Below are 26,555 nucleotides of genomic sequence, written 5' to 3'. Positions count from 1 at the left end.
ACGAAAGCATCCCGAGCGAATCCTCCGCTGGTGCTGAAGCGAGGGAACGTCACGACGAAGTTGATCGGCGTCGGTGCGCTGGTGCTGGCGGTGGCCGCCTGTGGTGCCCCGCCCGCCAAGGAGACGCCGGCTGGTGCCGCCGGAACCGCGAAGTCGGCGAGTGAGCTCGGTGGCATGGACAAGCTGGTCGAGGCCGCCAAGAAGGAGGGCAAGCTCAACGTCATCGCGCTGCCCCCGGACTGGGCGAACTACGGCGAGATCATCAAGGCCTTCGAGGCCAAGTACGGCATCAAGGTCGACTCCGCGCAGCCGGACGCCTCGAGCCAGGAAGAGATCAACGCCGCCAAGCAGCTCAAGGGCAACGACCGCGCGCCCGACGTGTTCGACCTCGGTCTGAACGTGGCGCTGGCCAACAAGGACCTGTTCGCCCCCTACAAGGTCAGCACCTGGGACGACATCGCCACGGAGCTCAAGGACGCGGACGGCCTCTACTACGGCGACTACGGCGGCTTCATGTCGATCGGCTACGACGCCGCGAAGGTGCCGGCGCCGACGAGCGTGAAGGACCTGCTCAAGCCCGAGTACAAGGGCAAGGTCGCGCTCAACGGCGACCCGACGCAGGCCGGTGCCGCGTTCTCCGGTGTCGTCATGGCGGCGCTGGGCAACGGCGGCAGCGCCGACGACATCGCCCCCGGCGTCGAGTTCTTCAAGCAGCTCAAGCAGGCCGGCAACTTCCAGCCGGTCGACCCGTCGCCCGCGACGATCGAGTCCGGTCAGACGCCCGTCGTCATCGACTGGGACTACACCAACGCCGCCCAGACCGAGAAGCTCAAGGGCAAGCTCGACTGGAAGGTCGTCGTCCCGGCCGAGGCCCAGATCGGCGGCTACTACAACCAGGCCATCAGCAAGGACGCCCCGCACCCCGCGGCCGCGCGCCTGTGGCAGGAGTTCCTCTACTCCGACGAGGGCCAGAACCTCTACCTGAAGGGCATGTCCCGCCCGGTGCGCCTGGAGAAGATGGGCGACAAGGCGGACAAGGCGGCGAAGGACAAGCTGCCGAAGACCGACGGCAAGCAGGTGTTCCAGACGCAGGCCCAGGCCGACAAGGCCAAGGCCGTCCTGACCGCGACCTGGGCGCAGGCCATCGGATGACCTCGGTCGCTCCTGTAGCGGCGGCAAAGCCCGGCGGCCCCACCCCGAAGACGGGTGGGGCCGCCGGTCGGCCATCTGCGGCCGCCTGGCTCGTCGCGGTGCCGTTCCTGGCGTTCGTCGGCACCTTCCTCGTCTACCCCACGGTGCTCGTGCTGTTCGGTGCCTTCCAGGACTCGAACGGCGCGTTCACGCTCGACAACCTCAAGACCCTGTTCACCGGCGTCGTCTTCGACGCCTTCGTGCGCAGCATCGAACTCTCCGCGCTCACGGCGGTCATCGGCGCGATCTTCGGCGCGCTGCTCACGTGGGCCATCGCGGTCGGCAACCCCGACGGGATGCTGCGCCGGACCGTCGTCGCGGGCAGCGGTGTGCTCGCCCAGTTCGGTGGCGTGCCGCTGGCGTTCGCGTTCCTCGCGACGGTCGGCTTCGAGGGGCTCGTCACGAAGTTCCTCCGTGACAACGTTGGCATCGACCTCTTCGCCGGCAGCGCGTGGCTGTTCGAGCTGCCCGGCCTGACGCTCGTCTACACGTTCTTCCAGATCCCGCTGATGGTGATCGTGTTCCTGCCCGCGCTCGACGGCCTGCGCCCGCAGTGGCGCGAGGCGAACGCGAGCCTCGGCGGCACGAGCTGGACGTACTGGCGCCACGTCGGTGGCCCGATCCTGACGCCGCCGTTCCTCGGCGCGCTGCTCCTGTTGTTCGCCAACGCCTTCAGCGCCTACGCCACGGCCGCGGCGCTCGTCTCGCAGGGCAGCCCGATCGTGCCGCTGCAGATCCGCGGGTTCCTCACCGGCGAGGTCGTGCTCGGCCAGGAGAACCTCGGCAAGGCGCTCGGCCTCGGCATGGTGATCGTGGTCAGCATCGCGATGGGCGTGAACGTGCTGCTGCAGAAGAGGGTGGCCAAGTGGGTTCGCTAGTGAAGCAGCGCGTTCTGCGCACGATCATCCTGCTGGTCCTCGGCGTCTACTTCATCCTGCCGTTGATCGCGATGGCGGAGTTCTCCACGCGTGGCAAGAACGACACGCGCAGCCTGGAGTCGTGGACGTCCATCGTCGACGACGAAGGCCTGATGGAAGCCCTCGTCAACTCGCTGCTGCTGTCGGTGACGAGTGCCGTGCTGATGCTGGTGCTGCTCGTGCCGACGATGGCGTGGATCCGGTTGCGGCTCCCGCAGTTGCAGCGGCTCGTGGAGTTCCTGTGCCTGCTGCCGCTGGCGATTCCCGCCATCGTGCTCGTGGTCGGCATGGCGCCGCTCTACGCGTGGGTGAACTACTTCCTCGGCGACTCACCGCTGACGCTGACGTTCGCGTACACGATCCTGGTGCTGCCGTTCGCCTACCGCGCGGTCGACGCCGGACTCGCCGCGATCGACCTGAAGACGCTGGCCGAAGCCGCGCGCAGCCTCGGCGCGTCGTGGTTCACGGTGCTGTGGAAGGTCGTCGTGCCGAACATCCGCGTCGCACTGATCGGTGCCTCGTTGTTGAGCGTCGCCTTGGTGCTCGGCGAGTTCACCATCGCGTCGCTGCTCAACTTCGACACGCTGCAGGTGCAGGTCAACCTGCTCGGCAAGCGCAACGCGGGTGTGTCCATCGCGGTGTCGCTGCTGTGCCTGATCTTCGCGTTCGTCCTTCTGTTCGCACTTTCCTACGTCGGCCAGCGGCGCCGTCAGACCGTGGTCGAGGAGTAAGCACATGACCCACCTGCAACTCAAGGGACTGCGCAAGTCCTTCGGTGGCAACACCGCTTTGGACGGCCTCGACCTGGAACTGGCCGAGGGCGAGCTCGTCTCGTTGCTCGGCCCGTCGGGCTGCGGCAAGACGACGGCGCTGCGCATCGTCGCGGGCTTCGAGACATCCGACTCCGGCACGGTCACCGTGGGCGGCAAGGACATCACGAAGGTGCCGGCCAACAAGCGGGACATGGGCATGGTCTTCCAGGCCTACAGCCTCTTCCCGAACATGACCGCGGCGCAGAACGTCGCGTTCGGCCTGAAGATGCGCAAGGCCGACGCCAAGAAGGCGGGCGAACTGCTCGAACTGGTCGGTCTCGCCCACCTCGGCGGCCGCTACCCGCACCAGATGTCCGGTGGCCAGCAGCAGCGCATCGCACTGGCGCGCGCCCTCGCGATCCAGCCGCGCGTGCTGCTGCTGGACGAGCCGCTGTCCGCACTGGACGCCAAGGTTCGCGTGAACCTGCGGGACGAGATCCGTCGCATCCAGACGGAGCTCGGCATCACGACGTTGTTCGTCACGCACGACCAGGAGGAGGCGCTCGCCGTCTCCGACCGGGTCGGCGTGATGTCGCACGGCCGCCTGGAGCAGCTCGACACCCCGTCCGTGGTCTACCGGCAGCCCGCGACGGCGTTCGTCGCGCAGTTCGTCGGCGTCACGAACTCGGTGGAAGCCAAGGCCGAGGGCCAGACCGTGGTGGTCAACGGCGTCACGGTGCCCGTGACGCACGACCAGCCGTCCGGAAGCGACGTGCGCGTCATCGTGCGTCCGGAGGACATCGGCGTTTCCGCGCACGACGGTGACGTCAATGGCAAGATCGTGGGCGATGTGCTGACCCAGTCGTTCCTCGGGCCGGTCACGCGGATCTCGGTGAGGGTGGGGGAGCAGGTGCTGCGCATCGACCAGCCCTCCAACACCGCCGCCGCGTACCAGCCGGGCACGCGGGTCGCGCTCGACCTCAGCGAATCACGGATCATGGTGGTGCCTGGATGATCAAGAAGCTCCTCGCGCGCGACACGGCGGAGGCCCACCGGGTCGCGACGCCGTTGGAGCTGCTGTTCGACCTGAGCTTCGTGGTGGCGGTCGCCCAGGCCGCCGCCTCGTTGCACCACGCCGTCTCCGAGAACCACGCCGGGGCCGGCCTGCTGGCGTTCTGCATGGCGTTCTTCGCGCTGTGGCTGCCGTGGCTGAACTTCACCTGGTTCTCCAGCGCGTTCGACAACGACGACACGCTGTACCGGATCATCACGATGGTCCAGATCGCCGGTGTCCTGGTGATCGCGGCGGGCATCCCGGCCGTGTTCGAGCACCAGGACTACCGGATCGTCGTCGGCGGCTACGTGGTCATCAGGCTCGCGATGGTCACGCACTGGCTGCGTGCCGCGCGGGACAACCCGTCGCACAAGGCGTGCGCGCACCGGTACGCGGCCGGCATCGCGGTCATGCAGGTCCTGTGGGTGCTGTGGCTCTTCGCACCGCCGAGCCTCGCGCTCGGCCTGTGGGTGCTCGGCATGCTCGCCGAGCTGCTGGTGCCCGCCTGGGCCGAGAAGGCGAGCGCGACGACCTGGCACCCGCACCACATCGCGGAACGGCACGGCCTGTTCACGCTGATCGTGCTCGGCGAGTCGATCCTGGCGGCCACGCTCGCGTTCCAGAAGGGCTTCGACACCGGCGTCAACCTCATCTCGCTCGCCGCGGCCTCGCTCGTCATCGTGTTCTCGGTGTGGTGGATCTACTTCGAGGCGCCGTCCCACCTGCACAACCTGAAGAAGGCGTTCCTGTGGGGGTACGCGCACTTGTTCATCCTCGGCTCGATCGCGGCACTCGGCGCCGGTCTCGCGGCTTCGGTCGACTACGACCTGCACCTCTCGCACGCGCCGGGCACGACGGTGGCCGCGTTCACGACGGTGCCGCTGGCCGTGTTCTTCCTGTGCGTCTGGTACGTGCAGGACTGTCCCGGGCAGGCGGGGGTGCGCAAGTACCTGCTGCCGATCGGGTCGGTGGCGGTGCTGGCGGCGACGTTCGGACCGGCGCCGATCCACGTGACGGCGGGGATCGCGCTGGTCCTCGCGATCGCGACGCGGCTGGTGCTCGGGCAAGCTCAGCGCGTCGAGGTGTAGTCCCGCAACGTTTCGTGGGAGGCCGGGAGGCCGTACTCGCGGACCAGCGCGCTGAAGTCGCCGAAGTTCCTGCCGTCGATCAGCCAGGTGCCGGGGGAGCCGGCGAGCGCGTCCACGAGCCGGCGTCCGCGGTCGTCCAGCGACGGGTAGCCGGTGCCCGCCGGGAGCGCTCCCGCGGGGAACGCCAGGTGCAGAGCCTCCTTCACGACGTGGAAGGCGCTGCTGCCGGACACCGCCGGGATGCGCTCCAGCAGCGCGTCGAACGTCCGGTCCGCGTGCCGGTCGCCGGTCAGCTTCAGCACGCCGCCCGCGTAGGCGGCGAGATCGCCGTCGAGGAACGGAACCCTGTCGTTGTCGGGCAGTGAGCCTGCGGCGGAGATCAGTTCGTCCACGACGTTCTGGGGTGCGTCCGGACCGTCGAGGGTCGCCAGTGCGATCGCGGCGCCCCAGCGGGCGATCGGCCGCGGGTCGTCGAGCGTGATCGTGGGACGGCCGCCGAGCAGGCCCATCGCGACCGACGCGGTCGCCGCCACCACGCCTTCGTCGTCGCCCCCGGTGACGTTCGCCAGTGCCCGCAGGCTTTCCGGTGCGTCCTCGGGGAACCAGGCCAGCGTGTACGCGGCCATGCACTGCACCGGCGGCTCCGAGCCCAGGAGTTCGCGGAACAGCGGAACCCCCGCGCGGACGGCGTCGTAGGCCCGCACCCAGATGTACGTGAACATCCGGCCGCGGTCCTCGTCCGACAGGCCCTCGACGTACTCGTAGTCCGCCTCGTCCTCGTCGAAGTCGTCGTCGCCGGGCCGGGGCGCGGCGGCCAGGACCGCCTCGCCACCCGCTGCCCGCGCGCGGTGTTCGGCGACGGGCAGGCCCCCGGGCAGCCACAGCTCGTCGAACCCGGTGACGATCCCGCTGAGCAGGCTCAGCAGTTGCGGCTGTTCGTCGCACTCGGGTGCGGTCAGCACCTCCAGCAGGAACGGGACCGCGTACGCGGTGGCCTCGTAGATGGTGCCCTGGTGGTAGATGTTGCCGTTCAATTCCCACAGCGACTTCCGCCGGCGATCCGCGTCCGGCGACATCAGGCCGCGGATCTGATCGGGCACGTCGCCGGCAGGTCCGTAGGCGTGGGTCAGCCGCGCCCAGTCCACCTGATCAAGTCCGTTCAGCACGGACGACATCCTGTCAGGCCGGGCACTTCGGCGGGTTCGCCTCGTTCTGACACGGGTGGTGCGATGATCGTCGGCATGACCGGTGTCCGTGAACTCCGCTTGGTCGTCACCGCTGACGACTACGACGAGGCCCTGCGTTTCTACCGAGACGTGCTGGGGCTTGAGCAACGGGCGGCGTTCTCGTCCGACGGCGGCAGGGTCACGATCCTCGAAGCCGGGCGGGCGACGCTGGAGATCACCGATCCGCCGCATGCCGAGTTCATCGACGAGGTCGAGGTCGGCAGGCGCGTCGCCGGGCACGTCCGGGTGGCCTTCGAGGTGGACGACTCCGCCTCGGCCACCCGTGTGCTGGAGGCCGCCGGGGCCGAGGTGATCGCGGAACCGACTCGCACGCCGTGGAACTCGCTGAACTCCAGGCTGGCGGCGCCGGCCGGGCTGCAGCTGACGTTGTTCCAGGAGCTGGGCGACTAGATGACGATCTCCGCTGCCGGGTACCGCGACCTCGCGAACCGGGACGTGCTGGCGTGCGCCGTGGTGACGGTCGCCGCGAAGTTACCGATGTCGATGACGCCGCTGATGATGGTGTTCCTGACCAGGGGACTGCCCGGCGGGTACGTGCTGGCCGCGTCGCTGGTCGCCGTCTACGTGCTGGGCGAGATCCTCGGCGCCGCGCTGCTCGGGCTCTTCCTCGACCCGTCGCGGATGCGCGGGCAGCTGTCGGTCGGGCTGGTCGTCGGCGCGGGGGCGTTCACGACGCTGGCGCTCACGCAGAACGTGACGGTGCTGGCGATCGCGGCGTTCGTCGCGGGGGCCGGGCCGTCGACGACGCCGGGCGGGTTGCGGGCGATGCTGCTCGGGCTGGTGCCGGACGCGTTGGTGCCCAAGGCGATGGGCTTCGACGCCATGATCACGCAGGTGGTGTGGGCGGTGGCGCCCGCGCTGGTCACCGTGCTGGCGCTGAGCGTCGACCACCGGGCGCCCGTCGTCGTGTCCGTGTCGCTGGTCGTCGTGGCGGCGTGGCTGGTGTTCATCCTGCCGCGCGGGCACGTGACGTCCCGGTCCGGCACGGCGAAGGTGCGCGTGGTCGCGTCGGCGTGGCCGATCTACCTGGTCAGCGCGGCGGCACTGGCGCAGCTCGCGGTCGCCGAACTCGTGCTGCCCGCGTTGCTGGAGCACCGGGGGATCGGCATCGGCTGGACCGGGCCGCTGCTCACCGGGTTCGCGGCGTGCAGCGCGCTGGGTGCGGTGCTGTACGGGCTGCGGCCGTGGCCGGGATCGTTGCGCACACAGGGTCTGGTGCTGCTCGTCGTCACGGCGACGTGCGTCGGCGCGCTGGCGTTGTTCCCGAACCTGCCGGGCATCGCGGGTGCGTTGCTCGCCGCCGGGCTGTTCCAGTCCGGTGTGCTGGTGACGCGCAGCCTGGCGTTGCGCGAACGGCTTCCCGTCGGCGCGCACGCGGCCGGGTTCTCGATGATGTACGCCGTGACGGGCGCCGGCTACGGGCTCACGGCCGTCGTCGTCGCGTGGGCGCTGGACGTCGGGTCGCCGGTCTGGGCCGTGTTCGGCGGCGTCGCGGTGACCCTGGTCCTGACAGCAGTCAGCGCGGCTGCCGAACGCCGGCAGCCGCGCTGATCTGGGTGGAGAGCTACTACCCGCGGTAGAAGTTCCCCTGGGTCTGCACGTTCAGCTCGTCCGTGCGGAACAGCTTCGCCACGAACGTGCGCGGGTCGCGCATGTCGATGACGTCGAAGCCGCGGCCCATCTCCGAGGAGTAGATGTAGCCGTTGTACCAGTACGTGGACCACGTGCCGCCGCCGGCGCCGTTCGGCATCGGGCCGCGCTCGAAGAAGCCGATCTCACGCGGCTTGGCCGAGTTCGTGAAGTCCCACACCGAGACGCCGCCCTGGTACCAGGACTGCACCATGATGTCCTTGCCGGGCACCGGGATCAGCGAACCGTTGTGCGCGACGCAGTTCTCCGTGTCGCCCTGCATGCGCGGGATCTTGTAGTAGGACTTGAAGACCAGCTTGCGGTCCTTGCCCTTGCCCACGATGTCGTAGATGCCGTTGGCACCCCGCGTCGGGCCGATCTTCTCGTTGCAGGTCGCGGCGCCGCCGCCACCGAGTTCGTCGGTGAAGACGACCTTGGTGCCGCTGTTGTTGAAGGTCGCGGAGTGCCAGAACGCGAAGTTCTTGTCGTCCTGCACCCGGTTGATCTCGACCAGGTTCTCCCGGTCGGTGATGTCCCAGAGGACGCCGTCACCCATGCACGCGCCGGCCGCGAGGTCGAGCTGCGGGTAGACGGTGATGTCGTGGCAACCCGAGGTGGCCGAGGTGTAGCCGGTCTCGATGGTGCCGCTGCGACCGGGGTTGCCGCCGTCCGGGAAGAGGACCGGGGCCTTCAGCAGCGAGGCCGCGGCCGGGTTCTTCACCGGCACCTTGACGATGGAGATCTTGTCGTGCGGCGGCTGGCAGTCCGGGAACGTGGCGTTGGGCGAGTAGGAAGAGACGTAGAGGTAGACGTCCTTCTTGTTCTTGCCCGGCACCAGCGTGTGGGTGTGCGAACCGCAGGCGGTCTCGACGGCCGCGACGTACTTCGGGGCCTTCTTGTCGCTGATGTCGAAGACCTTGATGCCCTCCCACGACTCCTTGATCGTCGCGGACTGGGACACGCTGCTGCAGGAGTTGTCACTGCGCGACGAGTCGGTCGACAGGAACAGCAGGTTCCCGTACACCGAGATGTCGTTCTGCGAGCCGGGGCACAGGACCTGGCTCTTGATCGTCGGCTTCTTCGGGTTGCGGATGTCGTAGATGACGAAGCCGTCGTAGTTGCCGACGAACGCGTAGTTGTCCTGGAACGCGATGTCGGTCTGCGTCGAGCTGAGCGGAGCCTGCTTGTCCAGGTGGGCGACCGGGACCATGTTGCGGCTGCGGCTGATCTCGTCGACGCCCGGAATGCCGGTGACGCCTTCCGCCTGCGACTCGAGCTGAGCCTCGCTCAGTCCCTTGCCATCTGCAGGCAGGTCGGGCTCGGCGTACGCGGGCGCGGTCAACGTTGACAGCGTCAGCGCGAGCGCCCCCAGAACCGCCAACGGCGCTCTGCGCCGCCGGGCCGTTGCGCGTGAAGTCACAGCTGTACCCCCTCAGTACGGGTTGGTGAGGGGGAGTATCACCCCTTCGCCTTGCTAAAGGCCAGCGTCTTTCGGAGGTATTCTCCGGAGCATGCGTTCTGGGGTTCTTGTCATCGTGGCGGCATTCGCCCTGCTTGCGGGCTGTACATCGGAGCCTGATGCGGCACCGGTCATCGCACCGGACACTCCCGGCGGCTCGGCGCCGACCGTTGCGCCTTCGGACGTGAGCAGCGTGATCGCGCCTCCGCCGAACGACGCCGACCGCCAGTACGTGGCGATGATGATCGTCCACCACGAGCAGGCGCTCGCCATGACGCGGTTCGCTCCCGACCGCGCGCAGAACGAGACGGTGAAGGGTCTGGCGGAGCGCATCCGGTTCAGCCAGGAGCCCGAGATCGGCGCCATGAAGCAGTGGCAGCGCACGTTCAACGCCATCGGGACGCACGGTGACCACGGCTCCATGCCGGGCATGGCCACCCAGGACCAGTTGAACGCCCTGGGGGCCGCGCGGGGCAAGGACTTCGACCGGATGTTCCTCGAGCTGATGATCAAGCACCACGAGGGTGCCATCAAGATGGCGACCGACGTGCGCGCGTCCGGCACCAACGTCCAGGTCGAGGAGATGGCCGACGACGTCGTGGCCACGCAGGACGACGAGATCAACCGGATGAGGAAGCTGCTGACGGAGCTCTGAGCCCGAAGCGCCCTGCTACTCGGTGCGCTGCTGGGGCAGAACCATGTCCTCGGCGTGCTGGAAGGTCTCGACGGCGTTGCCCGTGACGTGCCGGGCGATGCCGCGGTTGCGCTTGTGCGCCTCGCGGAACGAGTCGGAGGCGACCCAGTCGCGGAAGTGCTCCTCGGACTCGAACTCGTTGACCGACACGTACGGCTGGTCGTCCTTCGTCGGCTTGAGCAGCGTGCTGCGCAGCAGTCCGGGGACGCCGGGCAGGAACGTGCGCATGTTGTCGCGGAAGTGGGCCTCGAACTCCTCTGCCCGCTCGGCAGGGACGAACAGCCGGTTCGTCGCGATGAACATGGGACCCTCCTTGATTCCGACGCTCTGTCGGGAACTATTCCAACTCCCCGTCGGGAAATCAAGCGCGATACGATCCCGATGTGCCGAGGATCAGCGCAGACACCGTGGCGGAACACCGCGCGAACCGGTTGCGCGCCCTGCTGGACGCCGGGCGGGACATCGTGGCGACCGACGGAGCGGAGGCGCTGACGCTCGCGTCGCTCGCCAGACGTGTCGGGCTGTCGCGGCCGAGCCTCTACGAGTACTTCCGGTCGCGGGAGGAACTGGTCGCCGCGATCGTGTCCGACGCGCTGCCGGAGTGGGCGGACAAGCTGGAGGACGCGGTCAACAGCGCGTCGTCCGTGCCGGCGAAGATCGAGGCGTACCTGCGCACCGAGCTCGCGATCATCACCGACGGCAGCCACGGGGCGGTGGTGGCGTTGTCCGCGCACACGTTGCCGGACTCGTCGCGCGAGCAGATCCGGGCCGAGCACGAACGGTTGCTGGCGCCGTTGGTCGGCGTCTTCAAGACCGCGGGGGTGGAGCGCGCGCAACTGCGGGCGATGCTGGTGCACGCGATGGTCGAGGCGACGTCGCGGATGATCACGCCGGGTCGCAACGAGCACAACGAGGCCGTCATCCGGACGTTGCTCGACCAGGTGGTGCACGGGCTGGACAAGCCCATCAGCTGAACGGCACGACCTCGCCGTGGCGGACGAGTTCGCCGTGGTGCGCGGGGTCGAGCGGGCCGAGTGCCAGGTCCAGCAACGCCGTCGCGGCCTGGGCGGGGGTCGGGGCCGTGCTGACGTCCCACCACAGCGCGGACGTGGGCGTGTTGATCATCCCTGGGCAGGCGGCGGCGATCAGGACGCCTCTGGCGAGGTCCGTCTCACGGCGTTCGGCGGCGAGCACGCGGACGGCGGCGACCTGGCCGATCTTGGACGGGATGTTCACGAAGCCCGGCCACGCCCCGGCTTTCGCCCTGCCGTCCTTGACCTCGTCGCGCCAGCGGGCGATCTGCGCATCCAGTTCGTCCAAAGTAGATGGTTCGGTGAACCGCCTGTGCAGCACCGGTGCCAGCTGGCGGAGGGTGCCGAGCGAGCTGGCGACCACGATCAGCCTGCCGGTGTCGGCGAGCAGCGGCGCGAAGGCCTTCAGGAGCCTGGTGGTGCCGAAGTTGCTGACCTCGGTGTAGGCGTCGATGATCGCGGGCGGGTCGTCGCCGGGACCGACGCGCATCACGGCGTTGCCGAAGACGATGTCGACGTCGCCGTGCCGTTCTTCCAGCTGTGCGGCCAGTTTCGCGGCGGCGCCGGGATCCGCGACGTCCAGGAGTTCACCGCGGACCTCCGCGCCGCCGCCCGGCACGGACCGCACGGCCTCGGTGATCTTGCCGATGTCCCTGCCGGTGAGGTAGACGGTGTCGGTGGGCCGCAGGCGTTGCGCGAGCCCTTCGGCCAGTGCCAGGCCGAGGCCCTGGGTGGCGCCGGTGACCAGTGCGATCGTCATGTCAGGCCTTCGTGAGGAGGATTTCGGAACACGTCCAAGCCAGGACGCGCCGAGCCATGCGAGTAGCGAGAGATTCTCAACAGGGGTATGCGTAGACGTCATGGCCCTCACTGATGCGTCGCTGGTGGCGCTGCGCGTGTTCCGCGAAGTCGCCGAGCGCGGCACGCTGACCGCGGCGGCGACAGCGCTGGGTTACACGCAGTCCGCCGTGTCACGGCAGATCGCGGCCCTGGAACGAGCGGCGGGCGCGGAGCTGCTGGAGCGGCGGCACGACGGTGTGCGGCTCACGCCGGCCGGGCGGCTCGTGCTGCGGCGTGCCGTCGTCGTGGTGGACGAGGTCGACGCGGGTGCCCGTGAGCTCGCGGGCCTGCCCGAGGACGTGAGCACCGTCAGGCTCGGCTGGTTCGCGACGGCCGGTGCGTGGCTGGTTCCTCGTGCGTTGACGGCGCTGGGGCGCACGCATCCGTCGATCACCGTGGTCACGCGCGAGGGGAACACGCCGGCGTTGGTGCGCGCGTTGCGGGCGGGCACGCTGGACGTCGCGTTGATCTCGTCGGTGCCGCCGTTCCGCGCGCCTGACGACGAGACACCCGCCCTGGTGGTGGACACGCTCGTCGAACGCAGTCTGCGCGTGGCCGTGCCGTCCACGCATCCGCTGGCGCGCAACGACTTCATCGACGTCGCCGACCTGCGGGGCCAGCGGTGGATCTCCGGCCCCGGCGACCGGTGGGTGATGGGGATCTGGCCCGGACTGGACGAACGGCCCGTGGTCGCCCACACCGCGCGGGACTGGCTGGCGAAGCTGCACCTGGTCGCGGCGGGCCTCGGCATCACGACGATCTCCGCGTCGCTGGTGGCCGTAGCACCCGTGGGAGTGCGGATACTGCCGGTGCGGGGCGGGCCCGCCGAACAGCGCCGGACCGTGCTCGCGCGGCTGCCCGGCCCGGTGCCGGAACCGGTGGCGCGCCTGGCCTCCGCGCTGCGGGCCGCCATCGTGGAGGCTGACCAGCGGCATCAACCGATCGGTTGATCCGGGTCGCGCTCGTTGTTCGATGATCTTCGCGCGCCGTTCTCCCAGGCTGGGGACATGGCAATCATCGAAGTGCGCGACCTCGGGAAGAGGTACGGGCCCCGCGTGGCGGTGGACTCCGTGTCTTTCGAGGTCGCCGAGGGGGAGATCTTCGGCGTCCTGGGGCCGAACGGTGCCGGCAAGACGACGACGGTCGAGTGCGTGGCGGGGCTGCGGACACCGGACCGGGGGAGCGTGTCGGTGCTGGGGCAGCGACCTGCGGACGTCCGCGCGTCGATCGGCGTGCAGCTGCAGGCCTCGGAGTTGCCGGAACGGATGCGGGTCGGCGAGGCGCTGGAACTGTTCTCGTCGTTCTACCCGTCGCCGGTCGACTGGTCCGCGCGGCTGGGGATGGTGCCGCACCTGAAGGCGGAGTTCGGGCAGCTGTCCGGCGGATTGAAGCAGCGGCTGTCGATCGCGCTGGCGCTGATCGGGTCACCGCGGATCGCGATCCTGGACGAGCTGACGACGGGGCTCGATCCGCAGGCGCGGCGCGACACCTGGTCGGTCATCGAGGAGGTGCGCTCGGCCGGCGTGACGATCCTGCTGGTCACGCACTTCATGGAAGAGGCGGAGCGGCTCTGCGACCGGGTGGCGGTGTTCCGCGACGGCCGGATCGCCGCGCTGGACACGCCTTCCACGCTCGTGTCACGTGTGGACGGTGCCACTCGGGTGCGGTTCGTGCCGTCCGTCGCCTTGGACGTGTCGTTGCTGGAGGCGCTGCCGGAGGTCACGTCGGTGGCCTCGGTGGGAGAGCAGCTCGTGGTCAGCGGGTCGGAGAACCTGCTGCACGCGGTGACCTCCCTGCTGGCGCGGCGGCAGGTCGTGGCACACCAGCTCCGCGTCGACCAGGTCTCACTGGACGACGCCTACGTCGCACTGACCGGGGGTCGTGATGTTGAAGATCGTTGAGATCGAGGCGCGGTTGTTCCTGCGCGACCGGATGAACTCGGTGTTCGCGCTGCTGTTCCCCAGCGTGCTCCTGCTGGCGCTGGGCGCGATCCCGGCGTTGCGGACGCCCGACGAGAACTTCGGCGGACAGCGGTTCATCGACAGCTACGTGTCGGCGCTCGTCGTGTTCGCGCTGGTGTTCGTCGGGTTGCAACGCCTGCCCGCCGTCGTGGCGACCTACCGGGAGAAGGGCGTCCTGCGGCGGCTGTCGACGACGCCCATGCACCCGGCGCGGTTGCTGGCCGGGCAGATGGTCGTCAACTTCGCCGCGGTGATCTTGTCGGTGCTGCTGCTCATACTGGTGGGGTACGTCGTTTTCGGCGTCGACCTGCCTCACCATCCACTCGGCCTGGCGTGTGCCGTGGTGCTGGGAGGCGCGGGCACGTTCGCGTTGGGCCTGGTGATCGCCGCCCTGGCCCCGAACGCGCGGACTGCCGGTGGCTGGGCGGCGGTGGTGTTCATGCTGCTGATGTTCCTCGGTGGCGTGTACCTGCCGCGGTTCATGCTGCCTTCGGCGATCCAGGCGATCGGCTCGTACTCGCCTCCCGGTGTGGAGGCGATTCAACAGGCGTGGCTCGGTGCCGCGCCGGACTGGAGGCATCTCGCGATCATGGGACTGGTCGGGCTCGTGGCAGGTACGGTCGCGGCCAGGACTTTTCGCTGGGAGTAGCTCGTGGACATGGCCGCGTTGGACAGGTGGGAGCGCAGGCTCGTCGCGATCGCCCGCGTGATCCCGTACTTCGTGCTGACCGTGACGACGGTGTTGTACACGATCTTCACCACGCAGTCGGTGCCGGAGCGCTGGTTCACCTACGGCGTCGTGGCGTTCGGGTTCGTGTGGATGGCGTGGTGGTTCACGCTGCATCCCGCGTGGCATCGGCGCCCGGAGCTCATGGCCGTGTTCATCGGTGGCATGGTCGTGTTCTACGCGGTGCTGGGCATGCGCGAGCACTGGTTCGGCGCGGTGTCGTACGCGGTCTACATCTACGCGAGCGAGCTCCTGCGCGGGCGCTGGATGTTCGTCGTCGTGGCGCTGACGGCCGGGCTGGCGACGCTGTCGTTGTTCGGCGGCTACCCGCCGCCGGGCGAGGAGGCAGCGTTCTGGTTGCTGCTGCTCGTCTTCGTGGTGCTGGCGTGCACCTTCACCTACGTCGGCCACGTGACGACCGAACAGTCCAGGCAGCGCAAGGAACTCCTCGACGAGAACGAGGGGCTGCACGCGCAGTTGCTGGTGCAGGCGCACGAGGCAGGTGTGCAGGACGAACGCCACCGCATGGCCGGGGAGATCCACGACACCCTCGCGCAGGGCCTGGCGGGCATCATCACGCAGCTGTCGGCGGCCACGGCCGCCGACAGGGAACGACGCGTGGCGGTGGCCGCGGAACTGGCGCGCGCGAACCTGGCCGAGGCCCGCCGCTCGGTGCACGCCCTGCGCCCACCGGCCCTGGACTCGGCGGCGCTGCACGAGGCACTGGACGACGTGGCGTCGGGCTGGTCGAAGCACAACGGCGTACCGATCTCGGTCACGCTGACCGGAGCCGTGCGCGAAACGCACCCGGAGGTGGAGGTCGCGTTGCTGCGCACCGCCCAGGAGGCGTTGGCGAACGTGGCGAAGCACGCCTCGGCGTCCCGGGTAGGCCTGACCCTGTCGTACATGGAGGACGTGGTGACCCTGGACGTGCGCGACGACGGAGTGGGCTTCGACCTGACGGCCCCGTCCGACGGCTTCGGCCTGCCCGCGATGCGCCACCGCGTGCACCGCCTGTCCGGCGCGCTGTTCGTGGAGTCCGAACCGGGCGCGGGAACGGCGATCTCGGCACGGGTGCCCGCGTGATCCGCCTCGTCATCGTCGACGACCACCCGGTCGTCCGCGACGGCCTGCGCGGCATGCTGTCCACCGGCGACTTCGAGGTGGTCGGCGAGGCCGCGTCCGGGGACGAGGCGGTCGCCGTGGTCGCGGCCGTGTCGCCGGATGTGGTGCTGATGGACCTGCGGATGCCGGGCTCGGACGGCGTGTCCGCGATCGAACGGCTGCGCGACCACCCGTGCCGCGTCCTGGTGCTCACGACCTACGACACGGATCGCGACGTGCTGCCGGCCATCAAGGCGGGCGCCACCGGCTACCTGCTGAAGGACACCCCGCGCGATGAACTGCAACGCGCCATCCGTGCCGCGCACGCGGGCGAGGCCGTGCTGTCACCCGCCGTGGCCACGAGGCTGCTGGGTCAGGTGCGCGAGCCGGCGCTGGAACCGTTGTCCACACGGGAGCTCGACGTGCTGGCGCTGGTCGCGAAGGGGTCGACGAACCGGGCGGTGGCGGCGGCGCTGTTCATCAGCGAGGCGACGGTGAAGACCCACCTGCTGCACGTCTACGCCAAGCTGGGGGTGTCGGACCGGGCCGCGGCCGTCGCGGTGGCGTACGAGCGCGGGCTGCTGCGGGGCGCGGACGGCGGTTCCCGGGCCTGATCGTGGTCGGCCCCGGCGAGTGGCGGCGCTGCCGCAGCCCCCGCGGCGGGGCCGATTCGGTCGACCCCGCCGCCTGCGGCAACTCCCCCTTGCCACTCCCTCACCCCTCGTCAGAAAAGGAGCGGGGAGTGGACGCTGAAATACGTGAAACCATTGGCATCACTCGTTCGGAGTAGTCCAGAGCTCGTCGACCAGGGCTTTCGCCGTGTCGGTGAGCTGCTGGCCACCGAAGCGACCGATGCGCGTCCACGGGCCGAGGCTCACCTCGTAGACGGGTGTGTCCCACGCCTCGGGGTAGGTGAGGTAGCCGAGGTAGTCGTTGGCGTACCCGACGGGCAGCACCGTGCGGTCGTCGCCGGACATCTCCTTCAGCTGGAAGCCGAGTTCCACGAACGGCTCACCGGGCAGGCCGGCGAGTGCGAGTCCGCCGATGCGCAGCACCTGCACCTCGGCGTCGATGGGGGCGGTGCCGCGGTCGATGGCGACGAGGGTCTCCTCGATGTCCTGCACCAGTTGCGTGAGCCCGACGATCTCGGCCTTCGGGGCGTTGCGGCCGATGGCGTCCGCGAGTGCGCGCCTGCGGTCGATCAGCTCGACCTCGAAGGGCCCCCGGTCCGGCAGGTCGCGGGAGTCGACCTGGACGGTGCGCCGGGCGGCCGTCACCGGGCCGCTGAGCTCGGTCTCCCCCGGGACGTCGAGCGCGGTCTGAGCGAGGTACATGCCCATGCGCGCGGTGTGGGCGAACAGGTTGCGGATGACCTCGAAGTTCGGGTTGTTCTCCTCGTCGAACCTGGCACCGTCGTGCGTGAGCGGGTCGGGCGGAGGTGCCTGGTTGCCGGCCGCGCCGGGCAGGAACAGCGCGGCCTGGCAGTGCGGTTCGTTGAGCTCGAGCATCGCGGACGTGACGCCGGGGAAGTCGGCCGACACGAACGGCTGCACCTGCACGTACACCGGGTGCGTGGTGAAGTGGTAGAAGACGCTGCTCCACTCGTCGCCTCGGAACCGCACCACCGTCACCTCGGGGTCCTGCGGCGGGTCGCCGGGGTAGACGTGGCCGTTGCGGTTGATCGCCAGCGTGCCGGGCAGCACCGCGCCCCTGCCGATCGTCGCGGTCACCGGCCGTTGGCTGTCGACGGCCTCGCGGGCGGCCTGGACGATCCGGTCGAGGAACGTCGCCAGCCAGTCCTGGTCGGGAAACGGCCGGACGTCGCCCGTCTCCGGGCTGGAGTGCGTGTGGGAACTGGCGATCATCACGTGCGTGGGCGGCACACCGGTCTGCTGCTGGATGCGCCCGCGGACCTCGGCGGTGAAGTCGCGGCCAGGCCCGAGGATGTCGTTGTTGATGCCGAGCGAGTCGACGGCGATCACGATGACGGTTTCCCCGTTGGTGATCGCCGTGGCCCTGACGAAGAGCGGATCGTGCACGCCGAGGAACAGTGAATGCCGTGGAAGACCGCCCAGATAAGGAGCTGTCGAAGGCGGCGTCACATCTACTTTCGCCGAACCGGCGTGGAATGGCATGCCCCTCACCCCTGTATGTCGACTACTCCTGCAAGTACAGGATCCAGTCGCCCAGATGTGAGATGTCCGTGAGATCGCTCGAATGGAGGAACTCGTTTCTGAGCACGGTGGCGAGCGCGGCGCCACCGTCCTCGAGCTCGACGACCCCGATCTCCAGCTCGGCGGGCTCGGCGGGGATCAGGTGGTCGCGCAGCACCGTGAGCGGTAGGTCGTACAGCTCACCGACGACCTGCGCCCCGCCGGACGCGTGCATGGCGGGGAACTCGTCGCGGACGGAGAAATAGCGGTACTTCGGCGCGCTCTTCACACGGCCGAGCATCGGTGCGCCCTGGAGCTGGTTGTGGAGGGGCCCACCCTGCATGCCGCCGCCGTTGAGAAAAATAAGTGTCATTCTCTTCTGACCTCGGGTTCTGGAATGGGGTCTCGTTGTGAAAGGTGTGCCGGCCTGCGGTTTCTCAGCGAGTGAACGGTCCGTTCACGCCACGTCGCCGAAATGATCAGGAACTTGTGGTGAGAGAATTTCGTTGCGCCAGGAGGAAGCGCGCGGGGGAGCGGTGGATCGAGGTGGGCGGGGAGCGGTGGATCGGGGTGGTGAGGTCGCTCAGCGGTAGGCCGGTGCCGCCGTGCCTGAGTGCGACGAGCTCGGCAGCGATCGACACCGCTGTCTCCGCGGGCGTGCGGCCCCCGAGATCGAGGCCCATGGGGGAGCGGAGCCTGGCCAGGGCGGTCTCGGTGACACCTGCCTCGCGCAGGCGGTCGAGGCGTTCGAGGTGCGTGCGGCGGGAACCCAGTGCTCCCACGAAGGCGAGCGGCCTGGACAAGGCCTCCACGAGCACCGGGATGTCGAACTTGGGGTCGTGGGTCAGGACCACCACCGCCGTGTCGGCGTCGGTGTGGGTGGACGCGAGGTAGCGGTGCGGCCAGTCGACGACGACCGAGTGCGCCGCGGGGAAGCGTTCGGGAGTGGCGAACACGGGGCGTGCGTCGCACACGGTCACGTGATAGCCGAGGAAGCGCGCGATCTCGGCCACCGCGGCGGCGTGGTCGATGGCGCCGAACACCAGCAGGCGTGGCGGCGGCATCCACGACTCGGTGAACACCCGGCCCTCCGCCTCGAAACGCACGGAAAGCGGATGCCCGGCAACGGAAGCAGAGAGGGCCGCGCGCAACGCGGGGGAGTCGCGCTGCACCAGGACGTCGAGTGAGCCGCCGCAGGTGAGGCCGACCGCGAACGCCGTGTCGTCGGAGTAGCCGAACGAGGCGAGAACGGGCTCAGAGGTCGACAGCACCTGGCACGCCAGGTCGTAGACCTCGGCCTCCACGCAGCCACCGGACACGCTGCCGATCACCTCGCCGGACGGCCCGACGGCCATCGCGGCGCCGACCGGTCGCGGCGCACTGCCCCGCACGGCCACCACCGATGCGACCGCGAACCGGTCCCACGACAGCAAGGCCGACGCCAGGTCACGCATCGCACACTCCTCTCAGGGCGAGGTCCCGGCCGGGTGGCCGCCCGGCCGGGACGCCGCGTCACTTGCCGCTGATCAGGTCCACGCCGAAGTACACGGCGAACATCAGGGCGAGGCCGGTCATCAGCCAGCCCGGCCAGCGGCCCTTGCAGATGCGCAGCACGACGTAGGACACGAGGCCCGCGCCGATGCCGTTGGTGATCGAGTAGGTGAACGGGATGATGGCGATGGTCAGGAAGACCGGGATCGTGTAGTCCGTTTCCTGCCAGGGGATTCGGCGGATCTGGGTCATCATCAGGCCGCCGATCACCACCAGCGCCGGGGCCGCCGCCTGCGCGGGCACGACCGTCGCCAGCGGTGTGAAGAGCAGTGCCACCAGGAACAGGCCGCCGGTCACCACCGAGGCGAGGCCGGTTCGGGCGCCTTCGCCAACGCCCGCGGCCGACTCCAGGAACACGGTGTTCGGGGCGGACCCCGTGACGCCACCGGCGATCGCGCCGGCGCCGTCGACCATCAGGATCTTGCCCATGCCCTCGACGCGACCGTCCCGCGTCAGCCCCGCCTCGTCGGCGACCGACGTGATCGTGCCCATCGCGTCGAAGAAGCCGGACAGCACCAGCGTGAACAGGAAGATCGTCGCCGCGATCACGCCGGCGGACACGAAGCCGCCGAACAGGTCCACCCGTCCGAACAGGCCGAAGTCCGGGGAGCTGACCACGGAGGCAGGCAGCGACGGTGTCACGAGCCCCCAGCCCTCGACGTCGAAGGCGGCGTTCACGCCGATGGCGACGACCGTGGCCACCACGATGCTGATCAGCACGGCACCGGGCACGCCGCGCGCCAGCAGCACGATCATCAGCAGCAGGCCCAGGCAGAAGATCGCGATCGGCCAGCCGCTCAGGTGGCCGTCGAGGCCCATCCGCACCGGCACCGTCGACTGCGCCGCGTCCGGCGTGCGGGTCACGAAACCGGCGGAAACCAGTCCCACCAAAGCGATGTAGAGCCCGATGCCCACGGTGATCGCGATCTTCAACGGCTCCGGGATCGCGTTGATGATCCGCTCTCGGACACCCGAGGCGGCCATGATCACGATGCAGACGCCTTCCAGCACCACGAGGCCGAAGGCCTGCGCCCACGTCATGGCCGGCGCCATCTGGAAGGCCACCACGCCGTTGACGCCGAGCCCGGCGGCGATGGCGAGGGGAGCATTGCCGACGAGTCCCATGAGGACGGTCATCACACCGGCGGCGAGCGCCGTCGCCGTGGTGATCTCGGCGATGGTGAGCTTGGCGCCGGTGATGTCCGCGGACGCGCCGAGGATCAACGGGTTCAGCAGCACGATGTACGACATCGCGACGAACGTCGTGATGCCACCGCGCACTTCACGGCCCAAAGAGCTGCCACGCTCGGTGATGCGGAAGAACTGGTCGAGCGGCGACGTCGCGGCTCGGCTTCGTAACTGGGTCATTGGAGGACGGCCTTTCCCATGCCGGTGGGCGCGTTCCAACGCTGGAACGCGTTTGTGCGATGCAAGCTCCGGTCAGCTGGACAGGCTTGTGGCCGTCAGTAATCGATACGAGAAGCGAGAGACATCCACGCTGTGAACGGGGCGTTGTCCTCGTCAGTGGAGATCTGGTGCACCGGCAGGTCCCACTCGCTGCGGGACTTGCTGAACAGCTCGTAGAACTCCCGGTCGTCGAAACCGGCCGCCGCCGCGTCGTGGCGGTCGGCGGCGTAGATCACCTTGTCCACGCGCGCCCAGAGCGCGGCGGACAGGCACAGCGGGCACGGCTCGCACGAGGAGATCAAGGTGCAGCCGGTCAACTTGAAGTCACCGAGCGCCTGGCAGGCCGCGCGGATCGCGACGACCTCGGCGTGCGCGGTGGGGTCGAGGTTCGGCGTCACCTGGTTCACCCCGGTGGCGATCACCTCGCCGTCACGGACGATCATCGCGCCGAACGGGCCCCCACCGGAGGCCACGTTCTGGGTGGCCAGGTCGATGGTGGCGAGCAGATGTGCGTTCACGGCAAGAAACTCCAGAAGATCAGGTACCGGTGAGGTGTTCCGGGCGGACCGGGACGCGGGTGAGCGCCAGGCCGGTGGCCGCGCGGATGGCCGCCACGATCGCCGGGGTCGACGAGATGGTGGGCGGTTCGCCGACGCCCCGGATGCCGTACGGGGCATGGGGATCGGCGAGCTCGAGCACGTCGATGCTCATCGGCGGCATGTCGAGCACGGTGGGGATGAGGTAGTCGGTGAAGGACGGGTTGCGCACCTTGCCGCCGGAGGTCTGGATCTCCTCCATCACCGCGAGGCCGAGGCCCTGGGCGGAACCGCCCTGGATCTGGCCCACCACGGCCTGCGGGTTGAGCGCCTTGCCGACGTCCTGCGCGCAGTCCAGCGAGACCACGCGCACCAGGCCGAGGTCGACGTCCACGTCGACGACGGCGCGGTGGGCGGCGAAACCGTACTGGACGTGCGCGTTGCCTTGTCCGGTAACGGGATCGAGAGCCTCGGTCGCGCGGTGACGCCACTCGGTGGTCTCGTCGATCACTTCGTCGCCGATGTCGGTACGGCCCGCCAAACGGTCGCGCACGATCGCACAGGCGGCCTTCACGGCGCCACCGGTGACGTACGTCTGGCGCGAGGCGGAGGTCGAGCCGCCGTTGCCGATCGTGGTGTCCATCGGCAGCACGGTCACGCGCTCGATGCCGAGCTCGGTCCGCACGATCTGCTGCATGATCGTCACCAGGCCCTGGCCGACCTCGCAGGCGGCGGTGTGCACGGCGGCGGCCAGCGAGCCGTTGACCATCGACACCCGGACGCGCGCGGTCGAGTAGTCGTCGTAGCCCTCGGAGAAGCAGATGTTCTTGATGCCGACCGCGTAGCCGACGCCGCGCACGACGCCCTCGCCGTGCGTGGTGTTCGAGACGCCACCGGGCAGTTCGCGGATGTCCGACGAGGTGCCGGCGGGCAACGGCTTGTCCTGCACCAGCTTCAGCAGCTGCGCGACGGGCGCGGCCGAGTCGACGACCTGGCCGGTCGGCATCACCGAACCCTCGGTCATCGCGTTGCGGATCCGGACGTCGACCGGTGACATGCCCAGGGCTTCCGCCAGCTTGTCCATCTGGGACTCGTAGGCGAAACCTGCCTGCACAGCACCGAATCCACGCATCGCGCCGCACGGCGGGTTGTTCGTGTAGAGGCCGTAGGCGTCGACCGTGACGTTGTCGACCTCGTACGGGCCAACGCCCAGCGTCGCCGCGTTGGCCACGACAGCGGGTGTGGAGGACGCGTAGGCGCCGCCGTCCAGATACATCTTCGTGCGGACGTAGACCAGCTTGCCGGTGTGGTCGGCGCCGTGCTCGTAGTACAGCACGGCCGGGTGCCGGTGCACGTGCCCGTAGAACGACTCTTCGCGGTTGTAGACCATCTTCACGGGCTTGCCGGTGTGCAGGGCCAGCAGGCACGCGTGCACCTGCATCGACAGGTCCTCGCGGCCACCGAACGCGCCGCCGACACCGGACAGCGTCAGCCGCACCTGCTCCTGCGGCAGGCCCAGAGCGGCCGCGATCTGGTCGCGGTCGACGTGCAGCCACTGCGTCGCGATGTACAGGTCGACCGAACCGTCCGTGGCCGGCACCGCTAGTCCGGACTCCGGCCCGAGGAACGCCTGGTCCTGCATGCCGACCTCGTACCGCCCGGTCACCACGACGTCGGCCGTGACGTCCTGCGAGCCGCGCCGGATCGGTACGTGCCGCACCAGGTTGCCGCCGGGGTGCAACGGGGTGTCGTCCGCGGCGGTCTCCATGTCCACGACGGGCTCGAGCACGTCGTAGGTCACGACGATCTTCTTCATGGCCCGCAGCGCGGTCTCCGGGTGGTCGGCACCGACCAGCGCGATCGGTTCTCCCTGGTAGCGCACGACGTCCACGGCCAGCACCGGCTGGTCCTTGTGCTCCAGCCCGTACAGGTTGCGGCCGGGTACGTCCGAGTGCGTCAGCACCGCGTACACGCCCGGTACCTTCAGCGCCTCCGCCAGATCGACCGACGTGATGCGGGCGTACGGGTGCGGCGAACGCAGGGTCGCGCCCCAGATCATGTCCTCGTGCCACAGGTCGGAGGCGTAGGCGAACTCGCCGCGCACCTTCAGGTTGCCGTCCGGGCGCTGGGGCGACGTCCCGATGCCACCCGACACCGCGGAGGTCAGTTCGGCGGGAGTGAGGGTCATCGCGCAGCCTCCTGGAGCTTGGCGCTGGCAGCGGAGAGGTCACGCGCCAGCTCGTCGGTCGACGCCGTGAGCAGGACACCGTCCCGCACCACGACCTCACCGCCCACGATCAACAGTTTCAACGGCGGGGGAGTGCCGAGCACCAGTGCCGCCACCGGGTCCGCGATTCCCGCGTAGTCCATTCCGGACAGGTCCCACACGGCGAGGTCCGCGACCTTGCCCGGCTCGATCGAGCCCAGCGAGTCCGCACGGCCCAGCACCTGCGCGCCGCCCATCGTGCCCATCCACAACGCCGTACGGGCGTCCATCGCACCCGGTCCGCCGCGCTGACGCGCCTGGTACAGGGCCGACCGCAGCTCGACGACCAGGCCACCGTCCTCGTTGGACGCGGCACCGTCGACCCCGAGGCCGACCGGCGCGCCGGCGTCGAGCAGGTCGCGCACCGGTGCGATCCCGGTGCCCAGCCGCCCGTTGGACGTCGGGCAGTGCGCGGACCCGGTCGAGGTCGCCCCGAGCCGTTTCACCGCGCCGGCGTTGAGGTGCACGGTGTGCGCGAGCCACACGTCCGGTCCCAGCCAGCCGAGCTGCTCGGCGTACTCGGTCGGCGTGCACCCGTTCTCCGCCAGGCACTGCTCTTCCTCGTCCATCGTCTCGGCGAGGTGCGTGTGCAGCCGGACGCCGTGGCGGCGAGCCAGGGACGCGGCGCCGGTCATGAGTTCGCGCGACACCGAGAACGGCGAGCACGGCCCCACGGCCACCCGGACCAGCGCGTCGTCCGCCGTCGAGTGGTAGTCGCCGATCGCCTGCTCGGTCGCGATCAGCGCGGCCTCGGTCTCCTCGACCAGGTTGTCCGGCGGCAACCCGCCGTGCGACTGGCCGCGGTCCATCGAGCCGCGGATCGCTTCGAGGCGGATGCCGATCCGCCGTCCCGCCGACACCAGCGCGTCGAAGACGTCACCGCCGCCGGACGGGAAGACGTAGTGGTGGTCGGCGGCCAGCGTGCAGCCGGTCAACGCCAGCCGGGCGAGTCCCGCCGACGCCGCCGCGTGCGTCACGGTGTCGTCCAGCCCGCGCCACACCGGGTACAGCGCGGTCAGCCACTCGAACAGCGTGGCGTCGGTCGCGAGGCCGCGCGTCGCCCACTGGTACAGGTGGTGGTGGGTGTTGATCAGCCCCGGAGTCACCAGGCACGACGACGCGTCGACGTAGGTGTGCGACCCGGAGGGCCGGGGCGCCGGGCCCGGACCGACGGACCGAACGCGCCCGCCGTCGATCACGACGTGCCCGGACAGGTGTTCGGTCCCGGACTCGTCCACAGTGGACACCGCGCAGCGGTCGAGGACGATCATCGGCGCGACGCCGCCAGTCGCACGGCGTCCAGGATCTTCTCGTACCCCGTGCAGCGGCACAGGTTCCCGGCCAGCGCCTCGCGGATCTCCGGGTCGGACGGCTTCGGCACGCGGTCGAGCAGGTCGTGCGCCGCCACGACGAGACCGGGCGTGCAGAACCCGCACTGCACCGCGCCCGCTTCGACGAACGCCTCCTGCACCGGGTCCAGGGCGTCCCCGTCGGCCAGCCCCTCGACCGTCCGGACCTCCCTGTCCTGCACCTGCCCGGCCGCGACCAGGCACGCGCACACCGGCACGTTGTCCAGGTACACCGTGCAGGAGCCGCACTCGCCCTGCTCGCAGGCGTTCTTCGAGCCGGGCAGCCCGAGCCGCTCCCGCAGCACGAACAGCAGCGACTCGCCTTCCCACACGTCGTCGGCCTGACGCTGCTCGCCGTTGACCGTCACGTTCACGCGCATGGCCGCTCCTCGCTTCCATTCTTCTTGGCAAGAAGTTCCTGCCACGCCCAGCCGAGAGTCCGGCGAGCCATCACGGCCAGGGCGTGCTTGCGATACGCCGCCGACCCGCGCACGTCGTCGATCGGTGACGCCGCCTGCGAGACCAGCTCGCCGAACTCGCGCTTCACCGAGTCGAGCAACGGCTTCGGGTTCCTGAAGTCCAGTGCCGAGGCCAGGAACTCCTCGGCCTCACGTGCCCGCCGCGGTGTCGGGGCGGCGGACCCGACGGCCGCGCCGACGCGGTTCTCCTGCGGGAACAGCGAGATCGCGAACGAGCACACGGCGATCACCATGGCGTTGCGCGTGCCGACCTTGGAGAACTGCTGTGGCCCCTTGGCAGGCGTCAGGTGAACCGCCACGATCAGTTCGTCCTGCTCCAGCGCGTTCCGCTTCACCCCCAGGTAGAACTCGGCGGCGGGGATCATCCGCGTGCCGCGCACGGAGGCCACCTCGATGACCGCGTCGGACGCCAGCAGCACCGGGTGCGTGTCCCCGGCGGGGGAGGCCGCGCCGAGGTTGCCGCCGACCGTGCCGCGGTTGCGGATCTGCGGCGAACCGACCGTGCGCGAGGCCATGGCGAGCCCCGGCAGTTCGGCGCCGAGCTCGTCGATGATCCGCACGTACGGCACGCCCGCACCGACCCGCAGCCCGTCGGACCACTGCTGGAGCTCGGGAATCCGGGTCAGGTCGAGCAGGGCGGAGGGCCGGCGGTGGTCGTAGTTCAGCTCCACCATGACGTCCGTGCCGCCGGCGATCGGCACGGCGTCCGGCCGGGAGGCCTTCAGCTCCAACGCCTCCGCAAGCGTTTCCGGTCGAAGGAAGTCCATCGTCAGCTACCTCGGTAGGTGGAGTAGGCGAACGGCGACAGCAGCAACGGCACGTGGTAGTGCTGCGCCGGATCGGAGTAGTCGAAGGTGAGCACGACCTCGGGGAAGAACGGTGCCGCTTGCGCCGTGTCGAACACCAGCCGGTAGACGCCGGCCTCCAGGCCTTCACCCCATCCGGTGATCCGGCCATCGGTGTTCGTCTCGGCGTTCGCCACCTCGGTCCCGTCGCGTCGCTGCAGCGACACGGCGATACCGGCGAACGGCCTGCCGCGTGCCGCGTCCAGCACGTGCGTGGAGATCGTCATTCGCCCTCCATCTGGTTGTGAGCCAGTACACAGACCCACTGTGTCCTT

28 protein-coding genes are annotated in these 26,555 nt (G+C 69.6%); 14 read left to right on the top strand and 14 right to left on the bottom strand.

All coding sequences use genetic code 11. The features are described from left to right. The first annotated feature begins 30 nt into the window (after positions 1-30). From SK571_RS29120 to SK571_RS29100, 5 genes are read left to right on the top strand one after another with little or no spacing between them, the layout of a single operon-like run. Complete coding sequence (locus tag SK571_RS29120) at positions 31-1,152, top strand: ABC transporter substrate-binding protein (protein WP_319987268.1); 1,122 nt, start codon at positions 31-33, stop codon at positions 1,150-1,152. Beyond that, a complete protein-coding gene (locus tag SK571_RS29115; protein ID WP_319987267.1) occupies positions 1,149-2,069 on the top strand; it encodes an ABC transporter permease in 921 nt (306 codons plus the stop codon). Before SK571_RS29120 ends, SK571_RS29115 begins: the two co-directional genes overlap by 4 nt. Further along, the gene (locus tag SK571_RS29110; RefSeq protein WP_319987266.1) at positions 2,057-2,839 is read left to right on the top strand and encodes an ABC transporter permease; all 783 of its coding nucleotides are present in this window, start codon (positions 2,057-2,059) and stop codon (positions 2,837-2,839) included. Before SK571_RS29115 ends, SK571_RS29110 begins: the two co-directional genes overlap by 13 nt. 4 nt (positions 2,840-2,843) lie before the next feature. Then, positions 2,844-3,875 carry an ABC transporter ATP-binding protein gene (locus SK571_RS29105; protein ID WP_319987265.1) on the top strand — a complete coding sequence of 344 codons (1,032 nt, stop codon included), beginning with the start codon at positions 2,844-2,846 and terminating at the stop codon, positions 3,873-3,875. Then, positions 3,872-5,002 carry a low temperature requirement protein A gene (locus tag SK571_RS29100; protein ID WP_319987264.1) on the top strand — a complete coding sequence of 377 codons (1,131 nt, stop codon included), beginning with the start codon at positions 3,872-3,874 and terminating at the stop codon, positions 5,000-5,002. The genes SK571_RS29105 and SK571_RS29100 overlap by 4 nt, the downstream gene beginning before the upstream one ends. Here the strand turns inward: SK571_RS29100 and SK571_RS29095 are convergent. Further along, the gene (locus tag SK571_RS29095) at positions 4,984-6,168 is read right to left on the bottom strand and encodes a HEAT repeat domain-containing protein (RefSeq protein WP_319987263.1); all 1,185 of its coding nucleotides are present in this window, start codon (positions 6,166-6,168) and stop codon (positions 4,984-4,986) included. The genes SK571_RS29100 and SK571_RS29095 overlap by 19 nt on opposite strands. A 75-nt stretch (positions 6,169-6,243) precedes the next feature. On the opposite strand from SK571_RS29095, the gene SK571_RS29090 reads away from it, so the two are divergent. Continuing rightward, on the top strand, positions 6,244-6,639 hold the full coding sequence (locus tag SK571_RS29090) for a VOC family protein (protein WP_319987262.1): 396 nt from the start codon (positions 6,244-6,246) through the stop codon (positions 6,637-6,639). Next, on the top strand, positions 6,640-7,800 hold the full coding sequence (locus SK571_RS29085) for an MFS transporter (protein ID WP_319987261.1): 1,161 nt from the start codon (positions 6,640-6,642) through the stop codon (positions 7,798-7,800). It begins immediately after the preceding gene. A gap of 16 nt (positions 7,801-7,816) precedes the next feature. Here SK571_RS29085 and SK571_RS29080 read toward each other — a convergent pair whose 3' ends face one another. After that, positions 7,817-9,220, bottom strand: a complete 1,404-nt coding sequence (locus tag SK571_RS29080) for an LVIVD repeat-containing protein (protein ID WP_406602047.1) — start codon at positions 9,218-9,220, stop codon at positions 7,817-7,819. A gap of 169 nt (positions 9,221-9,389) precedes the next feature. Here SK571_RS29080 and SK571_RS29075 point away from each other — a divergent pair, with 169 nt between their 5' ends. Beyond that, complete coding sequence (locus tag SK571_RS29075; RefSeq protein WP_319987260.1) at positions 9,390-9,992, top strand: DUF305 domain-containing protein; 603 nt, start codon at positions 9,390-9,392, stop codon at positions 9,990-9,992. 15 nt (positions 9,993-10,007) lie between these two features. Here the strand turns inward: SK571_RS29075 and SK571_RS29070 are convergent, their stop codons facing one another. Continuing rightward, positions 10,008-10,334 carry an antibiotic biosynthesis monooxygenase family protein gene (locus SK571_RS29070; protein WP_319987259.1) on the bottom strand — a complete coding sequence of 109 codons (327 nt, stop codon included), beginning with the start codon at positions 10,332-10,334 and terminating at the stop codon, positions 10,008-10,010. Between the two features lie 80 nt (positions 10,335-10,414). Between SK571_RS29070 and SK571_RS29065 the strand changes: the two genes are divergently transcribed. After that, positions 10,415-11,005: a TetR/AcrR family transcriptional regulator gene (locus SK571_RS29065; protein WP_319987258.1), complete on the top strand. Its 591-nt coding sequence runs from the start codon at positions 10,415-10,417 to the stop codon at positions 11,003-11,005. On the opposite strand, the gene SK571_RS29060 is transcribed toward SK571_RS29065, so the two are convergent. Further along, a complete protein-coding gene (locus SK571_RS29060) occupies positions 10,998-11,822 on the bottom strand; it encodes an SDR family NAD(P)-dependent oxidoreductase (RefSeq protein WP_319987257.1) in 825 nt (274 codons plus the stop codon). The two genes, SK571_RS29065 and SK571_RS29060, sit on opposite strands and share 8 nt — an antisense overlap. A 100-nt stretch (positions 11,823-11,922) precedes the next feature. Here SK571_RS29060 and SK571_RS29055 point away from each other — a divergent pair, with 100 nt between their 5' ends. Genes SK571_RS29055 through SK571_RS29035 form a run of 5 tightly spaced genes read left to right on the top strand, consistent with a single transcriptional unit; the run spans position 11,923 to position 16,308 of the window. Further along, positions 11,923-12,852: a LysR family transcriptional regulator gene (locus SK571_RS29055; protein WP_319987256.1), complete on the top strand. Its 930-nt coding sequence runs from the start codon at positions 11,923-11,925 to the stop codon at positions 12,850-12,852. A gap of 57 nt (positions 12,853-12,909) precedes the next feature. After that, a complete protein-coding gene (locus tag SK571_RS29050) occupies positions 12,910-13,803 on the top strand; it encodes an ABC transporter ATP-binding protein (protein ID WP_319987255.1) in 894 nt (297 codons plus the stop codon). Beyond that, a complete protein-coding gene (locus SK571_RS29045; protein WP_319987254.1) occupies positions 13,787-14,512 on the top strand; it encodes an ABC transporter permease in 726 nt (241 codons plus the stop codon). The genes SK571_RS29050 and SK571_RS29045 overlap by 17 nt, the downstream gene beginning before the upstream one ends. Before the next feature lie 9 nt (positions 14,513-14,521). Then, a complete protein-coding gene (locus tag SK571_RS29040) occupies positions 14,522-15,676 on the top strand; it encodes a sensor histidine kinase (protein WP_319987253.1) in 1,155 nt (384 codons plus the stop codon). Then, positions 15,673-16,308, top strand: coding sequence for a response regulator transcription factor (locus tag SK571_RS29035; protein WP_319987252.1), 636 nt, complete (start codon positions 15,673-15,675; stop codon positions 16,306-16,308). The genes SK571_RS29040 and SK571_RS29035 overlap by 4 nt, the downstream gene beginning before the upstream one ends. Before the next feature lie 159 nt (positions 16,309-16,467). Here the strand turns inward: SK571_RS29035 and SK571_RS29030 are convergent, their stop codons facing one another. The 10 genes from SK571_RS29030 to uraH form a co-directional block, all read right to left on the bottom strand. Then, positions 16,468-17,733 carry a hypothetical protein gene (locus SK571_RS29030; RefSeq protein ID WP_319987251.1) on the bottom strand — a complete coding sequence of 422 codons (1,266 nt, stop codon included), beginning with the start codon at positions 17,731-17,733 and terminating at the stop codon, positions 16,468-16,470. Positions 17,734-17,851: 118 nt separating this feature from the next. After that, positions 17,852-18,220, bottom strand: coding sequence for an allophanate hydrolase-related protein (locus tag SK571_RS29025; RefSeq protein WP_319987250.1), 369 nt, complete (start codon positions 18,218-18,220; stop codon positions 17,852-17,854). Between the two features lie 106 nt (positions 18,221-18,326). Next, positions 18,327-19,301, bottom strand: a complete 975-nt coding sequence (locus SK571_RS29020) for an XdhC family protein (RefSeq protein WP_319987249.1) — start codon at positions 19,299-19,301, stop codon at positions 18,327-18,329. Between the two features lie 58 nt (positions 19,302-19,359). After that, positions 19,360-20,766: an NCS2 family permease gene (locus tag SK571_RS29015; protein WP_319987248.1), complete on the bottom strand. Its 1,407-nt coding sequence runs from the start codon at positions 20,764-20,766 to the stop codon at positions 19,360-19,362. Positions 20,767-20,861: 95 nt separating this feature from the next. Then, positions 20,862-21,323, bottom strand: a complete 462-nt coding sequence (locus SK571_RS29010) for a nucleoside deaminase (RefSeq protein WP_319987247.1) — start codon at positions 21,321-21,323, stop codon at positions 20,862-20,864. A gap of 19 nt (positions 21,324-21,342) precedes the next feature. Next, entirely contained in the window at positions 21,343-23,529 is a 2,187-nt protein-coding gene (locus tag SK571_RS29005; protein WP_319987246.1) for a molybdopterin cofactor-binding domain-containing protein, read from the bottom strand. Continuing rightward, the gene (locus SK571_RS29000; protein ID WP_319987245.1) at positions 23,526-24,878 is read right to left on the bottom strand and encodes an 8-oxoguanine deaminase; all 1,353 of its coding nucleotides are present in this window, start codon (positions 24,876-24,878) and stop codon (positions 23,526-23,528) included. The genes SK571_RS29005 and SK571_RS29000 overlap by 4 nt, the downstream gene beginning before the upstream one ends. Further along, positions 24,875-25,336 (bottom strand): (2Fe-2S)-binding protein, encoded by a 462-nt coding sequence (locus tag SK571_RS28995; protein ID WP_319987244.1) that lies wholly within the window; start codon positions 25,334-25,336, stop codon positions 24,875-24,877. Before SK571_RS28995 ends, SK571_RS29000 begins: the two co-directional genes overlap by 4 nt. After that, complete coding sequence (locus SK571_RS28990) at positions 25,327-26,202, bottom strand: FAD binding domain-containing protein (RefSeq protein WP_319987243.1); 876 nt, start codon at positions 26,200-26,202, stop codon at positions 25,327-25,329. Before SK571_RS28990 ends, SK571_RS28995 begins: the two co-directional genes overlap by 10 nt. 2 nt (positions 26,203-26,204) lie before the next feature. Further along, the gene (uraH, locus tag SK571_RS28985) at positions 26,205-26,507 is read right to left on the bottom strand and encodes a hydroxyisourate hydrolase (RefSeq protein ID WP_319987242.1); all 303 of its coding nucleotides are present in this window, start codon (positions 26,505-26,507) and stop codon (positions 26,205-26,207) included. Between the last annotated feature and the right edge of the window lie 48 nt (positions 26,508-26,555).

Origin of the sequence: Lentzea kristufekii (assembly GCF_033949925.1) — a bacterium.
GTDB classification, from domain to species: Bacteria; Actinomycetota; Actinomycetes; order Mycobacteriales; family Pseudonocardiaceae; genus Lentzea; species Lentzea kristufekii.
This window is presented reverse-complemented; position numbering and strand designations above follow the sequence as displayed.

Coding starts and splice junctions, on each gene's coding strand:
- SK571_RS29075 (WP_319987260.1), top strand. CDS start 9,390: ATGCGTTCTGGGGTTCTTGTCATCGTGGCGGCATTCGCCCTGCTTGCG.
- uraH (WP_319987242.1), bottom strand. CDS start 26,507: ATGACGATCTCCACGCACGTGCTGGACGCGGCACGCGGCAGGCCGTTC.
- SK571_RS29100 (WP_319987264.1), top strand. CDS start 3,872: ATGATCAAGAAGCTCCTCGCGCGCGACACGGCGGAGGCCCACCGGGTC.
- SK571_RS29070 (WP_319987259.1), bottom strand. CDS start 10,334: ATGTTCATCGCGACGAACCGGCTGTTCGTCCCTGCCGAGCGGGCAGAG.
- SK571_RS29015 (WP_319987248.1), bottom strand. CDS start 20,766: ATGACCCAGTTACGAAGCCGAGCCGCGACGTCGCCGCTCGACCAGTTC.
- SK571_RS29000 (WP_319987245.1), bottom strand. CDS start 24,878: ATGATCGTCCTCGACCGCTGCGCGGTGTCCACTGTGGACGAGTCCGGG.
- SK571_RS28995 (WP_319987244.1), bottom strand. CDS start 25,336: ATGCGCGTGAACGTGACGGTCAACGGCGAGCAGCGTCAGGCCGACGAC.
- SK571_RS29020 (WP_319987249.1), bottom strand. CDS start 19,301: ATGCGTGACCTGGCGTCGGCCTTGCTGTCGTGGGACCGGTTCGCGGTC.
- SK571_RS29005 (WP_319987246.1), bottom strand. CDS start 23,529: ATGACCCTCACTCCCGCCGAACTGACCTCCGCGGTGTCGGGTGGCATC.
- SK571_RS29040 (WP_319987253.1), top strand. CDS start 14,522: ATGGCCGCGTTGGACAGGTGGGAGCGCAGGCTCGTCGCGATCGCCCGC.
- SK571_RS29055 (WP_319987256.1), top strand. CDS start 11,923: ATGGCCCTCACTGATGCGTCGCTGGTGGCGCTGCGCGTGTTCCGCGAA.
- SK571_RS29105 (WP_319987265.1), top strand. CDS start 2,844: ATGACCCACCTGCAACTCAAGGGACTGCGCAAGTCCTTCGGTGGCAAC.
- SK571_RS28990 (WP_319987243.1), bottom strand. CDS start 26,202: ATGGACTTCCTTCGACCGGAAACGCTTGCGGAGGCGTTGGAGCTGAAG.
- SK571_RS29115 (WP_319987267.1), top strand. CDS start 1,149: ATGACCTCGGTCGCTCCTGTAGCGGCGGCAAAGCCCGGCGGCCCCACC.
- SK571_RS29090 (WP_319987262.1), top strand. CDS start 6,244: ATGACCGGTGTCCGTGAACTCCGCTTGGTCGTCACCGCTGACGACTAC.
- SK571_RS29050 (WP_319987255.1), top strand. CDS start 12,910: ATGGCAATCATCGAAGTGCGCGACCTCGGGAAGAGGTACGGGCCCCGC.
- SK571_RS29025 (WP_319987250.1), bottom strand. CDS start 18,220: ATGACACTTATTTTTCTCAACGGCGGCGGCATGCAGGGTGGGCCCCTC.
- SK571_RS29045 (WP_319987254.1), top strand. CDS start 13,787: ATGTTGAAGATCGTTGAGATCGAGGCGCGGTTGTTCCTGCGCGACCGG.
- SK571_RS29085 (WP_319987261.1), top strand. CDS start 6,640: ATGACGATCTCCGCTGCCGGGTACCGCGACCTCGCGAACCGGGACGTG.
- SK571_RS29060 (WP_319987257.1), bottom strand. CDS start 11,822: ATGACGATCGCACTGGTCACCGGCGCCACCCAGGGCCTCGGCCTGGCA.